General features: G+C 61.1%; 7 protein-coding genes. 4 read left to right on the top strand and 3 right to left on the bottom strand.

Features of this window, described 5'->3' with window-relative positions:
- Position 1: 1 nt before the first annotated feature.
- From GDV60_RS12075 to GDV60_RS12065, 3 genes are read right to left on the bottom strand one after another with little or no spacing between them, the layout of a single operon-like run.
- Entirely contained in the window at positions 2–1,417 is a 1,416-nt protein-coding gene (locus GDV60_RS12075; RefSeq protein ID WP_104912215.1) for an FGGY family carbohydrate kinase, read from the bottom strand.
- A gap of 25 nt (positions 1,418–1,442) precedes the next feature.
- Positions 1,443–2,681, bottom strand: coding sequence for an NAD(P)/FAD-dependent oxidoreductase (locus tag GDV60_RS12070; protein WP_159907331.1), 1,239 nt, complete (start codon positions 2,679–2,681; stop codon positions 1,443–1,445).
- Positions 2,668–4,077: an NAD(P)/FAD-dependent oxidoreductase gene (locus GDV60_RS12065; RefSeq protein ID WP_070996323.1), complete on the bottom strand. Its 1,410-nt coding sequence runs from the start codon at positions 4,075–4,077 to the stop codon at positions 2,668–2,670. The genes GDV60_RS12070 and GDV60_RS12065 overlap by 14 nt, the downstream gene beginning before the upstream one ends.
- A 625-nt stretch (positions 4,078–4,702) precedes the next feature.
- Between GDV60_RS12065 and GDV60_RS12060 the strand changes: the two genes are divergently transcribed.
- From GDV60_RS12060 to GDV60_RS12045, 4 genes are all read left to right on the top strand, one after another.
- On the top strand, positions 4,703–5,218 hold the full coding sequence (locus GDV60_RS12060; RefSeq protein WP_092236264.1) for a sigma-70 family RNA polymerase sigma factor: 516 nt from the start codon (positions 4,703–4,705) through the stop codon (positions 5,216–5,218).
- The gene (locus GDV60_RS12055) at positions 5,203–6,150 is read left to right on the top strand and encodes a FecR domain-containing protein (RefSeq protein WP_256679375.1); all 948 of its coding nucleotides are present in this window, start codon (positions 5,203–5,205) and stop codon (positions 6,148–6,150) included. The genes GDV60_RS12060 and GDV60_RS12055 overlap by 16 nt, the downstream gene beginning before the upstream one ends.
- Before the next feature lie 65 nt (positions 6,151–6,215).
- Positions 6,216–8,627, top strand: coding sequence for a TonB-dependent siderophore receptor (locus GDV60_RS12050; RefSeq protein WP_159907329.1), 2,412 nt, complete (start codon positions 6,216–6,218; stop codon positions 8,625–8,627).
- A 217-nt stretch (positions 8,628–8,844) separates the two neighbouring features.
- Complete coding sequence (locus GDV60_RS12045; RefSeq protein ID WP_159907327.1) at positions 8,845–13,839, top strand: glycosyltransferase family 32 protein; 4,995 nt, start codon at positions 8,845–8,847, stop codon at positions 13,837–13,839.
- The last annotated feature ends 75 nt before the right edge of the window (positions 13,840–13,914 follow it).

Raw genomic sequence — 13,914 nt, 5'->3', positions numbered from 1 at the left:
GTCAGCGCCAGTCGCGGCAACGGGTCACCGCATCGCTGAACGTGGCACGCCACTGCTGGGCTTGCGCGGCACTGACTTTCGGGTGAAAGCTGGTGCTGGTGTTACGCGGCGGCTTGAGGGCCACGCCAAGGCCTTTGGCTGCCAGCGCTGCGCATCCGAACGCCGTCAGCTCATCGAAGCGCTGGGTGACGATGCAACGCTGCAAGGCATCAGCAAGGAACTGCGCAAAATATGGACTGCGCGCCAGGCCGCCATCGATGGACAGGTGATCGGTGACACTGAGAAAACCGTCCATGGCCGTGATCACTTCAACACTGCGCAACGCCACGCCTTCCAGCACGGCCTGGCACATATCCTGGCGCGTGGTGCTGCCATTCATGCCCACCCACAGGGCTGCCGCGCTGCGGTCCCAGTGGGGGCAAGCGAGCCCGGACAACGCCGGCACAAACGCGAGTTGGCGACCAATGGCCGGCGGCTCGTCGAAGGCCGCCAGCTCTGAAAAATCGCTGAACAAGCCAAGCCGCCCGGCCCACTCCACGGCGGCGCTGGCATCGTAGACACCACCGTCCATGGCATACGTGGGCTTGCCGTCGATCTGCCAGGCGATGGTTGCCAGCAGGCCTTTGTCCGGCGCTCGGATGATCTGCTCGCCCGTCAAGGTCAGGGCGAACGCCCCCGTACCGTAGGTGATCTTGGCGTCGCCCTCGTTGCGGCAACCATGGCCATACAGTGAGGCTTGCTGGTCGACAATCGAGGCGGTGACCGGGGTGGCGCCGATCTCGCCAAAGTGGCCGACGGTGTCGCGGATCTGCGGCAACGTTTCCATGGGCACGCCAAACAGCTCGCAGAGCTGGCTGTCCCACTGCCCGGTCGAAAGGTTCATCAGCGAAGTGCGCGAGGCGGTCGTGACGTCGGTGGCAAAGACCCCGGTCAGGCGATCGAGAAAGTACGCATCGGTGGTGCCCAGGCGCAGCCGCCCGGCTTTCAAGGCGCTTTGCGCGGCCGGCAGGTTGCGTACGATCCAGGCCAGCTTGCTCGCCGAAAAATACGGATCCAACGGCAACCCCGCACGCTCCAGGGTCAGGGCTTCGCCCCCGTCGCCGCGCAACTGGGCGATCTCGGCCGAGGTGCGATTGTCCTGCCAGACGATCACCGGGGATAACGGCTCGCCGGTCTTGGCATCCCACGCCAGGCAACTTTCACCCTGGTTGGCAATACCGATGGCATCCACCTGGCCGGTGGCCTCCAGGCAACGCTGCAGGTTATTGAGCAACTCCAGTGGGTCATGCTCCACCCAACCGGGGTGGGGATGGTGTTGCTGATGGCGCAACGAGAGCTGGATATCAGCAGACCCATTGTCACTCACCACCAGCACACGGGTGCTGGTGGTGCCTTGATCGAGCGCGGCAATCCGCATGTTAAAGACTCCTCGGCAGGTCTTGTTAGTGGCCGACAAAGTCGACTTCGAGTTGCTGTACGCCCTGGGGCAGGTTCAGGCGGGCGATGGGGATCAGGATCCGCCGCTCCGGCAACCAGCTGCCGGCACGCGACCAGATTTGCGTGCCATCGGCCCGTACCACCAGGCGCCCTTTCACCTCACGGCTGACCCGCAGTTGCAGGTGCTGCATACCCGCCACGGCAGACGGGCTCAAGCGTTGCGGCACGCAGAGTTTCAAGTCGCCCTGGCAGGCGATCTCGATGCTCGGCGCGCCAGCCGGCAAATGCCCCTGCAAGTCGCGGGCGATCATCGTAGCGATCTTATGGCCTTCGCGAAACGACCAGCCTGCCGTCTCGACAGGACGCAGCAGATTGCCTGCGGCAAAGTACGCCGGATCACTGCAGCGCCCGTATTGATCGATGTGCGGGCCACCGCTTTTCGGGTCAAGCCGCAGCTCGCTCAAGCGCACCAGGCTGGATTCGGGGGTGAACTGGCCGGTGAGCAGCACGCCGTCACAGTCAAAGGTGGTGGTCTGGCCGTCAGCCAGGCGCACGGTCGCACCCTCCACGCGCCCGGTGCCATGGATCTGCAGCAGTTGCGCGCCGAAATGCATCGGCACCCCGCACAACCGCGGAAACAGCGACAACGGCCAGCGCGCCGTGGCCCGCTGATTGGCCTCGATCATCGCCACCGGCTGGATCCCGGCACGTCGGCAGCTCATGACCGCCGACAGGCTGACCAACTCGGTACCGACAATCAACGGGCGCTCAAAGGGCTTGAGGTGTTCCAGGTACAGATAGGACTGAAACGCACCGGTATTGATGACCCCCAGCGGGCGGTCGCCGCCCAGCAGGCGCGCCGAGCGCGGCGTTTCCCGGGCCCCGGTGGCGATCAACACCCGGCGTGCCTGGATAACCCTGGCGCCCTCCGGGCTGACCAGTTCCAGGCGCCCGCCCTCGCCCATCTGCGTCACCGAGTGCTTGACGCGGATCTGCACCCCCGCCTTCAACGCCTGCGCGACATTTTTGCGCGCATAGGCCGGCCCCGTGTAGAGCCTGCCGTATTCACGCAGGCCAAAAGGCGGATGCCCACAATGGCGCGGGATACCACCCGCCTCGGGCTCACGCTCCAGCACCACGACCTTGTCGACGCCCAGCTTGCGCAGGGTGATCGCCGCCGACAGCCCCGACGGGCCGCCACCGATAATCGCGACATCAATGTTTTCGACTTCAATGGGCTGCATGACAAACACCTGTTGCAAGGGGAACGGCCAGATGGCCAGCGCTCAACTGCGCCACTCGCGCGCCACAATAAAAGCCCTGGCAGCGCCCCATACAGGCCCGCGTGCGGCGCTTCAAACCACCCAGGTCACCGGGCGGCAGCGCACTGGCCAAGGCATTCTCGATTTCCCGCAGCGTCACCATTTCACAGTGGCAGACGATTTCGCCGTAGCCCGGGCGCTGATAATCGCGCGGCAAATGTTCGGCAAGGTTGGGCAATGTCGGCCATTGCAGGATTTGCGCAGGGACCGGTGTGTGCTCGCGTTGATAAAGGCTGAACACGTGCCGGGCAATGCCCAGCGCCGCGGTCAGGCCGGTGGAGCGGATGCCGCCGACGCTGATCCAGTTCTTGCCTTCGACCCGCTGCACCCGGTACTCCTTCTTTTCCGTGGCGGGGCGCAGCGCGGCATACGTGGCGGTGACCGGCATGCCTTCGAGCGCCGGAATCCGCTCGACGGCGGCGTCCACCAATTGGCGCAGCACATCGCCGTCGAGGCCGGCGTGCACGCGGTCTTCCTGTTCTTCGGCGGTCGGCCCCACCAGCAGGTTGCCGTAGACCGTACGGGTCAACACGATGCCTTTGGTGCGTTCATTGGGCACCGGCAGGATGATGTTGCCCAGATAGCGCGCGGCGGCCTTGTCGAACACCACGAACTGACCTTTGCGCGGGTGAATGGAAAAGCTCGATGCGCCCAGCAACTGTTGCTCGAGCACATCGCCAAACAACCCGGCGCAGTTGATGATCGTGCGCCCGCGGATAAACCCGTTGGTGGTCTCCAGGGCCCAGAGTTCGCCGTCGAAATAACCGCCATTGACCTCGGTATTGAAGCGCACCTGTGCCCCATGGATCATCGCCTGGAGCAGATACCCCAGGGGCGCCGACCACGGGTCGATCAGAAACTCACCGGGCACCTCGACCGCCCCCAGGGCATTGTGTGCCAGGTTCGGCTCCAGGGCGCGCACCCGCTCGCGGCCGATCAGGCGGACATCGGCAATCCCATTGGCGTGCGCCTGCTCGACGATGCCTTGCAGCTTGCCCAGGTCCTCCTCGTTCCAGGCCACCACCATCGCGCCGGTCTTGAGCAGCGGCAGCGACATCTTCTGGTGGATCTGCAGGTATTCCTGGTAGCCGTCCTTCATGCATTGCAGCTCCAGGCTGCCGGTTGGCGCATCGAAGCCAGTGTGCAAAATCGCGCTATTGCCTTTGCTCGCTCCAGACAGGATGTCCGGGCTTTTTTCCAGCAACAGCACCCGCGCCCCTTCCAGGGTAAAGCGCCGGACCATCGCGCATCCCACAACGCCACCGCCAACAACGATGACGTCGTAGATACCACTCTGATTCGGGAAGGGTTTGGTCATGATCAAGCCTATGGTGAAGTGAGCGCAGGATGTGCTCGGGATAGGTGCAGGGCATATGCCACTGACTGAACCCAGGTTGGAATGACCGATTGGCCAAGGCGGTTCATTCACAGCCCAGCGGCTGCGTCGTCGGTCGCGCCCAACCTGCCAGGTAAACACCGAGTGTTTATTGATGCCGGCGCTTTAAACGCAACGAGGAAAAACTGACCGATTCGTTGCGCATAACCCCGGCTCGGTCAAAACGACGTTACTGTGGATTCGGTCAATACGCCAAAAAAGTGCTACCCGACTACCCGCCAACATCAAGCATTGCTACTTTCTCACACCAAACCTGCCTAGATTGCAATTTACAGAGCTGGCGTAAAGGGGTTTTCGAGCGTTAACTGGCTCAATATCGCCAGCCATTGCGACTGTTCAGTCACTCAATCCAAATAATATTGACCGATTTACAACCACTAACCACATAGAATCCGAGGTATTAACCAATGCCGCCTCCAGAAGTTTTTTGGCTAACTCTATAAAGACGTCGAAAGGACCGTTCCTGAGACCAAGCTTGCCTCGCCCATTGCAGCTCTCCGCCAGAAACAACTAGAATAAGATTAATTCCCACTTACGAATTTTTCGCATGAAACCAGCCCAGCCCGCCGAAGCCGCGACGCTTGAAGCCCTGTACCGCGGCTACCACGGCTGGCTGTTGAGCTGGCTGCGCCGCCGTGTGGATTGCTCCCATCACGCCGCCGATGTGGCACACGACACATTTATCCGCCTGCTATCGGCCGGGCCCTACGTGGCGCCCCGCGAGCCGCAGGCCTACCTCGCCACCGTGGCCCGCCGTCTGTTGATGGACCGCAATCGCCGGCGGCGCCTGGAGCGGGCCTACCAGGACGAACTGGAGCGCTGCGCCCAGTACCTTGAGCAGGCGCCCTCGCCCGAGCAGATCCTGCAGGCAGTGCAAGTGCTCGAAACGATTGACCGGGCCCTGGCGCGCATGAAGCCGCGGATCCGCGAGACCTTTATCCTGCGCCACCTCGATGGCCTGGATCAGGCCCAGATCGCCGAACGTCTGGGGGTTTCGTTACGCACCGTGCAACAGGACCTGGTGCACGCCCTGCTGGCCTGCGACGCGTGCGCCCAGCCGTGAATGCGGCCATCCTGCGCGAGGCTGCCCAATGGCTGGTGCGCCTCGACCATCAGGCCGACGCCGCCAGCCAGCAGGCCTTCCATGCCTGGCTCGCCGCCGACCCACAACATCCACTGGCTATCGCGCGCCTGCAAGGCCACCTGTCGCCCCTCAAGCAGGCTCCGGCCCGCGCGGCATTGCGCCGGGCACGCCAACCGAAAGCGATCAAGGGCATGGCCCTGAGCCTGTTGATTGGCCTGCTCGCCCTGCCGGCCTATCAGTACAGCCAGCGCGGCTATCTGTTCGCCGACCTCAGCACCGCCAGCGGCCAATGGCAGCAACAACGCCTGGCCGATGGCAGCACCCTGCAACTGGATGGCGGTTCGGCGGTGGACCTGGACTTTGACGCCAACCAACGCCGGGTGCGCCTGCTGCACGGTGAATTACTGGTGGACGTGGCCAAGGATGCCCAGCGCCCGTTTTATGTCGATACCCCGCAAGGCAGCATTCGCGCCCTGGGCACGCGCTTTATCGTCGAACGCAGTGGCGAGGCAACGGTGGTCAGGATGCTCGAATCGTCTACGCGCATCGACAGCGCCACCCAGCAATTGACCCTCAACCCCGGCCAGCGCGTACGACTCGATGCACAAGGCCCGGGCAACGTAGAAAAATTCGATGCCCGCGCCCACGAAGCTGCCTGGAACACCCATCAGTTGCTGGCCAACGACGAGCCCCTGGCGGATGTGCTGGAGCGCCTGGGCCGCCATCGCAGCGGTTTGTTGTTGTTCGATCGCCAGGCCCTGCAAGGCCTGCGGGTCACGGTAATGCTGCCATTCGACGACCCGGCGCGCGCCTTGCGCCTGCTCCAGCGCACGCTGCCGATCGAGGTCAGCAGCTACACCCCATGGGTCACTCGCGTGTCGTTGAAAAACAGCGCGAACAATTCTCAATAAAGTCTGCGTGTTTTCGGTTTTGCCGCGTCCTTTCCTTGGCCAACATCCAAAGGAGCACCGATTACATGTCTTCCAACCCCTCCACCCGTGGCAGCCTGCTGCTGGCCAGCCGCTTGCTGCTTGGCTGCCTGCCACTGGCACTGCCGGCCTTTGCCTACGCGCAGCAACAGGTCCAGGCCTTCGATATAGCCCCTGGCCCCCTCAGTGAAGTCCTGAGCCGTTACGCCCAGGCTGCCGGCGCACCGATTGCGTTCCAGTCGCAACAGGTGGCTGGCGTGAACAGTGCTGGCGTGCGCGGCAGCTACAACGTGGAGGATGGCTTTGCCAAGGTCCTGGAAGGCACCGGCTTCGCCGCGCAGGCCAGTGCCGATGGCTACCAGTTGCAGGCACTGCCCCAAGCCAATGGCACCCTGGCACTGGCTGCCACCGAAATCACCTCCAACCAATTGGGCACCGTCACCGAGGGCACCGGGTCCTACACCCCGGGCACCATCGCCACCGCCACGCGCATGGTCCTGACGCCCAAGGAGACCCCACAGTCGATCACCGTGATCACCCGCCAGCACATGGACGACTTCGGCCTCAACGCCATTGACGATGTGATGCGCCACACCCCCGGCATCACCGTGTCGACCTATGACAGCGAGCGCACCAACTATTTTGCCCGTGGGTTTTCCATCGAAAACTTCCAGTACGACGGCATCCCCACCCTGCGCAACTCGGCCTACTCGTCGGGGCAGACCCTGACCGACATGGCGATCTACGACCGCGTGGAGATTCTCAAGGGCGCCACCGGCCTGCTGACCGGTGCCGGGGCGCCGGGCGCGACCCTCAACCTGATCCGCAAAAAGCCCACCCGCGACTTCAAGGCCAGTATCGAACTGGGTGCCGGCAGCTGGGACAACTACCGCTCCCAAGTCGACGTCAGCGGCCCACTCACCGACAGCGGCAATATCCGTGGGCGCGCCGTGGCGGCCTATCAGGACAAGCATTCGTTCATGGAACGCTACCAGCGCAAGACCAGCGTCTACTTCGGCTCGCTGGAAGCGGACCTCGACGACGACACCTTGCTGACCGTGGGCTTTGACTATCAGAACAACGATCCGCAAAGCTCGGGCTGGTCCGGCAGCCGACCGTTGTTCAACACCAACGGCGACCGCATCGACGTCAAGCGCTCGTACAACAACGGCGCCAAGTGGAGCCGCTGGGAACAGTACAACCGGGGTGCCTTCGCCACCCTGGAGCGCAGCTTCGCCAACGGCTGGGTAGCCAAGGCGCAAGTGACCCACCAACTCAGCGGCTACGACGCGCCCCTGGGTTCGATCCAGAGTGCGCCGAGCCCCGACACTGGCCTGTCGACGGTGTATGCCAACAAATTCACCGGCCTGACCCGCGCCAATTCCGCCGATGTATACCTCAGCGGCCCGTTCAGCCTGCTGGGCCGTGAGCATGAACTGGTCGTGGGCGCCTCGGCCTCCAACTCCCACTGGAAAGGCAAGGACTACGGCAGCCCCACACACGCCAATGGCAAAGTGGTGGACTTCTGGAACTTCGATGGCAATTTTGCCGAACCTGACTGGGGCGCGCCCACCTACATCAACGACCTGACCACCCGCCAAAGCGCGGGCTACATGACCTCGCGCTTCAGCCTGGCCGACCCGCTGAACCTGTTCCTTGGCGGCCGCGTCGCCAACTACAAACTGCGCGGCACCGACGACTCCACGGAAACCGGGCGGTTGGTGCCCTACGCCGGGGTGACCTATGACCTGAACGAAAACTTCACCGCCTACGCCAGCTACACCGACATCTTCATGCCGGAAAGCTACAACCGCGACCGTAACAACAAGCTGCTGGAGCCCTCCGAAGGCAAGAACTACGAGGGCGGCATCAAGGGTGAATTCTTCAACGGCCGACTCAATACCAGCCTGGCCTATTTTGAAGTACACCAGAGCCACCGTGCAGAACCCGACGCCGAATACAACGCCGCGCCGACCAACCCGTCCGTGGGTTATGCCTCCAAGGGCATCGAAGCCAAGACCAAGGGTTTTGAAGCAGAAATGTCCGGGGAACTGGCGCCCGGCTGGCAGGCCCAGGCCGGTTACACCCACAAGATCATCCGCGACCAAAGCGGCAAGAAAGTCTCGACCTGGGAGCCACAGGACCAGCTCAGTTTCTACACCACGTACAAACTCAAGGGCCCCCTGGACCGCCTGACCGTAGGCGGTGGTGCGCGCTGGCAGAGTCGCAGCTGGCAAGAGCTGTACAACCGCTACAAAAGCAAAAATGAAGAGTTTGCCCAGGAAGCCTACTGGCTGGTGGACGTGATGGCGCGTTATCAGGTGACCGAGAATCTATCGGCGACCCTGAACCTGAACAACGCCTTCGACAAGAAGTACTACACCAACATCGGCTTCTATAACACCGCTTATTACGGTGACCCGCGCAACGTGATGCTCACCACGCGCTGGAGCTTCTGAGCCACACGCAGGGTTTAGGTGTCGCGTAGATCCCTGGTTTTCAACGCTCGATTGCAGCGGTTGAAAACCAGGTTTTTTTTGCTTCAGAACAATCCCATGAAACATAAGGCAAATGGTCTGTTGGCCGAGCGAGGGAATCAACCTGCGGGAAATCGCTACACACGGTTGAGACCACAACCGCCGTAGCCCCTTCTCGTACCTTCAGGCAGCAGACCTTATGACCACTGTTTCTAATCGCCTCCCCGCACACTCCAACCCGCTCGCCTTAGCCAATCCTGCCCAGGCGCTGACGCTCGCTCGACCCAAGCGTGATGCCCCACCGCCGGCGCAATCGCCCCAAAGTGCGCGCGCTGAAGGTGATCGCGCATTGGCCATGGAGTACCACTCGGCGCTGATCCTGGCCGCCAATCGCGAGAAAAATGTCACGATCAACACCATTGCGCCAGACTCCACCTTCGGCCAGTGGTGGGCGCATTTGCGAGACACCTTCAAATCCCCCGACGTGCGTCAGTGGATGGACGAAAAAGGCATCAGCCCGGACTCCATCACCCTCAATCTGAATACCGGCGAAATTTCTTTCACGCGCCGACGTCATCTTGATCCCGAACAAAAGCGTCACACCCTTGGGCAAGACGACAGGCACTGGGCCGCGATCAGCGGGCCAATCCTGCAGGCCGCACGGGTGATTGATGCCGGCCACGGCGATACCACCTTCACCCCCCCGCTAAGCGACGTTGACCAGCCGGTTCCCTATTCGCTCGTGGGCAATTTTTACAATGAGCCGCAGAACCTGACCGGGCCGTCCATGCGCCGGCGTGCAGAAGAGATAGACCGGGCCCAAGGGTTCAAGCAACTTGATCCGGCAACCGCAGGCACGTTGATTCAAGCGCGCAGCGACAACGCGCTCCAGGTCCAGAAGGCCTACCTGGGCGACGTCTACAACCGCAGCCAGGCCAGCAACCAACTGCGTCACCTGGCGACCACCGTAAAAGACGGCGCCTACAGTGCCGGGCAAATCGAAGATGAATTGAAGAACAGGACCGTCAGCCTGTCATTCGACGGCAGCTATCAGCCCGCCAATCGCGGCACCTGGAATGAGATCAGCCTGCTGCAATTGCTGCAGGATCACGGCTGGGATATCCCCACCACCCACCAACAACTGGAAAACCTGGCAACTGCCCTTGGCACCCCGCCTCCCCAGGCTGCCCCCCATGGCAACCTGGGCGGTGCGCTGGCCTGGCCCGCCCCTCTTGACCAAGACAGCCAGGCACAACTGCGCACGGACATAAGCGCCGGCAAGTTCGGCAATGTCTCGTTATCGCCCTTCAGGAGCGTGCTCGACTATCTGCTGAACAACCGACCGATCACCCCTAAAGAGCTGCGCAATCCACGCCTGTTGATTGCCAACTTGATCAATTCGCCCAGGGGCCAGCAACTGGGGAACGCCATCGCATCCACATTCGAGGCGCGCAGCATCAAAGGCACTGCCAACGACTGGACCCTGGCGGCGATGAACGTGGAGCTGGACAGCGGCACGGGTAAACCGCCCAGCGAGATCCAGGGTTACCGACTGATCTCGCCGGCCAATACCGGCAAGTCGCCCGCCACCATCATCGAGGAATTGACTGCCCACCTGCTCGACGTCGACCGAGCGTCGTCGCCGGAGAAGGCCCTGGTCCAGGCGCACTTGTTACTGGCCAACCGGGCGCCCGCCTTCCTGGTCAAGGACATTCCCAAACAGGTGGTGGTGGGCACCCACAGTTGGGTCAGCTTCGTCACAGCGACCGCGCGCATTGAAGCAAAAGCGCCAGGGGCAACGGCAACCATGACCTACGCGCAAGTCATGCTCGAAGCCGAGACAGCGCCGATCACCGATGAAGAGCGCCAGGTTGAATATGCCGCGCAGAACGAAGCGATCAAAGACTGGGGAGTCGCCAACGGCATGCGTTACCCCGTGACCAAAGCCGAAGTCGATGCCGTGCGCGAGGCCTTCAATGCGCAGGTTCGCGAGCTACGCGAAGCCGCCGAATCGCCCCCCTCAGAGATGCCTACGACCAAGGCCATAGCCCTGGAGCAGTTGAAGAAAGCGCTGCCGGACATGGACCCGGCACTGTTCGAAAAAAAATGCATCGACTCGCAGCCATCCAGCAGGTTCTTTCCCGGCCCCTACTCGATACTGGATCTGTATATCGATGGCCGCGCACTGCTTGGCGCGCCGGTTTCGGCCGATAACTGGGGCGAATTTGGCCGGGATGTTGTGAAGGTTGTGACACTTGACCAAGTCAAGATTCCCGGTGACGGCCGACCGGCGGCCTGGGTCTCATCCTCGAGTGCGGTCGACTTCAACAAGGTTTTACCCAAGCTCAAAGACCTGCCGCGCCCGCTGGAAATCTTCAAAAAGACATTTGCTGATTACGCCCACACCGTCAAAAAAACTACGTCGGCGCAGATAAAGCTGCTTATCTCGAAACTGCCGCTGGAAGATCGGGAGAACCTGGAGTTCGGCAAAATATCCATCCGCAAGGAAATACGCTACTACCACGTCAATCAACCGATTCGTGTGGAACCAGGTGTTTTGCTGGTCAAGACCGAACGCAATGGCAAGGTCATGACCTACGCCATCGACCGGTTGAAAGGCACGGTGACTCGACGGCCAGACCAGGCCTACAAGGAGTTCCAGCCCCGCAGCGGCGTTGTGCTCTCCCCGGAAGGTAAACGCTTTGATACGGTCACACCGACGGGGCAATCTTCGCCCGCAATAACAGGTGAACAGCCAGCGGCACACAGCGCACCCAACAGTTTCAGTAGTCCCAGGACCCAGTACATTGCCGATGCGATAATCACCGATATGGAACTGCCGGCGGTCGAGGCCTACGCCAAAGGCGCAACAACCTTTCAGACAGAAGTACCGGCGTACAAAATCCTTGAAGAAGTGGCGTTGAATCTGATCCCGTTCCGCTCCGCGATAAAGAACTTTATCGACGGAAAAGTCGGTAACGGCATTGTCGACCTGGCCTTTGATATCTTCGGTTTCGCCGTGGGCCTGGGGGCTGCGGCCAAAGGCGCGAAAGCCCTGGCTGTCGGGGCCTCGACCCTTTCAAAAGTTGCCAACACCGGCAAGATCCTTGGCCGGGCGGCAATCGGCGCGCTCAACCCATTGGGCGGTGTGGATGACTTGGCCCGCGGCGTGGTGAGCCTGGGGCGTACCGCTCACAAGGGAGTTAAATCCCTGCGCGGTTCTTACCGCAGCATCAATCTGCTTGAACTGGCCAAAAAACCCGACCTGGCCGAAGGCACTTACAAGGCGCTCAATGGCGCCGCTGAAAGCAGAACCCTGGCTAAATTCGATGAGGTGACCCACAAGTGGTACGCCTTTGACCCACGTACAAAACAGGCCTACGGCAAAGCCCTGGAAAAATTTACGGTGGATACCCCCAAGGCAAATGACCCCAACAGCCTGCGTGCTATCGGCAGCCAGGATGGCGCCCAAGCGGCAAGCCAAGAGCATGGTTTGGCGGCCACCGGCACGTTCAAGGTTGGGCAAGAAACGGTTGAGGGCCCGGTGGTGATGTTCCAAGGCAACTGGCATCAATACGACACGCTGAAAAAACGCGCCTTCGGCCCACCGCTAAAAGACTTCAAAGCCAATCAGGTGGCCGCCAATGGCGAGGTGCGATCGCTCAACACCGACTTATTGGGTTATGAAGCCAAACATATCGCGCTAGACGAGCTCCAGCTCAAGGGTCCACAGAGCAATATCTATGTGGGCCGCAGCCGCAAGGAATATGTAAAAGTCGATGGGCAGTTGTATGAGTCGCGTTTGAGCGAAGGCCAGCGCGTGATCCGTCACGCGGGCGGCGCAGGCCCGGATATCCCCGTGCGGGACCTGGGTGCCGGCGGATGGGAACCCACCTCACGCAGCCAGCGTCTGCTCGGCGGTGCGGGAAATGCGCCCACGCCCTGGAAGCTTGGCGACAGCACTTATGTCGTGCCGATAGACGACATCAAAGTCACCAATAATCCATCTTCCCCCTACTCGCTCAACTACAAGGGCGTGGACCATAGCGTCACCTTCGACAGTTCAGCCGGTGCATGGAAAGCCACCAACGTCTCGACCGGCATTGAGGCGCATAGCGCTACGTATTTCTGGAGAAGTGGCAAAGGCAAATGGCAGCGGGGGCCGTTCAGTGAGTTGAAAAAGGCCAAGCAGACTGACGCCCATCACTTCAAGTTTGTAGATGTTGCCGCGCCGACAACGGTTTCCATCCCCAAAGATATAAAGCCCCTGCCCCAACAGCTGCACTATTTTTGGGCCGGGCAGGATATCCCGCCAAACCTGGTGGAAAACATGGCCAACAATGCAGCCAAGGCCCCGGGGTACAAATCCATCCTGCACGTGGATGCCGACAACCCCGCCATCTTTCAAAAAATAAAAGCTGACCTGGAGCGCAAAGCCCCTGGCCTGACCGTGATGAATCTCAATGACGATGAGGTGTTCAAGCAACTGAAAAATGGTGAGATGTACAACTACTTTCGCCAAGGACAAGGCAAAAACCTGGCGGCGGCCTCGGATGTCGCGCGCTATCCGATCATGAACAAATACGGCGGCATTTATCTCGATACCGATGATGTGATCCAAGCCAATATCGGCAGTACCGTATTGAATGCCGGAGCGAATGACGTCCTCCTTAATCGGCCTGTTGCCCATAGCCTTACGGACTACAAACCGTTCTACAACACCAGCAACTTTGCTACGCAACCTGGCAACCCGGTGATTAGCCAGGTGATCGCCGATATGGACAAACGATTTGCCGAGAACAAGGCCTATTTCGCCGCTAACCGGCCCACGGTTTCCAGAGGGGCCGATGGTCAGGTGCAATACACCCCGGAATTCGCTGCCTATGAGCGCAAGATTTTCGATACGGTGGGCCCCAACCTGTTCAATGACACCCTCAAATCGAAACGACCGGACATGTACGACCTGGGCTTTGATGGCATCACCAAAGAATCAAAGCTCGTCGACGGGCAGCTCGTCTCATCCGGGCCAATCGTCAACATCGAAGCCAACGCTCGCAATTACTACCAAAGCAAAGGCATTACCCCACCCGACCTGCTCGGCCTACAGGTGCTAAGGGCCAAGGAGCATTACATGCCGCTGTACCACCAGTTCAAAGTCAAGATTGGCGCTGAACACTCCTGGATCAATGCCTAACGGCCGAACCGTGCACCGTTCGACCCTCGCCACGGCGAGCGAGGGTCGAACGGGCTTTACGCCCCTCGGCCAATC

This window comes from Pseudomonas sp. DTU12.1, from assembly GCF_009873475.1.
Lineage (GTDB): Bacteria > Pseudomonadota > Gammaproteobacteria > Pseudomonadales > Pseudomonadaceae > Aquipseudomonas > Aquipseudomonas proteolytica.
This window is presented reverse-complemented; position numbering and strand designations above follow the sequence as displayed.

What these genes read in the sequence shown, in the direction of transcription:
- GDV60_RS12075 (WP_104912215.1), bottom strand. Translation starts at nt 1,417, where the DNA reads ATGCGGATTGCCGCGCTCGATCAAGGCACCACCAGCACCCGTGTGCTG.
- GDV60_RS12070 (WP_159907331.1), bottom strand. Translation starts at nt 2,681, where the DNA reads ATGCAGCCCATTGAAGTCGAAAACATTGATGTCGCGATTATCGGTGGC.
- GDV60_RS12065 (WP_070996323.1), bottom strand. Translation starts at nt 4,077, where the DNA reads ATGACCAAACCCTTCCCGAATCAGAGTGGTATCTACGACGTCATCGTT.
- GDV60_RS12060 (WP_092236264.1), top strand. Translation starts at nt 4,703, where the DNA reads ATGAAACCAGCCCAGCCCGCCGAAGCCGCGACGCTTGAAGCCCTGTAC.
- GDV60_RS12050 (WP_159907329.1), top strand. Translation starts at nt 6,216, where the DNA reads ATGTCTTCCAACCCCTCCACCCGTGGCAGCCTGCTGCTGGCCAGCCGC.
- GDV60_RS12045 (WP_159907327.1), top strand. Translation starts at nt 8,845, where the DNA reads ATGACCACTGTTTCTAATCGCCTCCCCGCACACTCCAACCCGCTCGCC.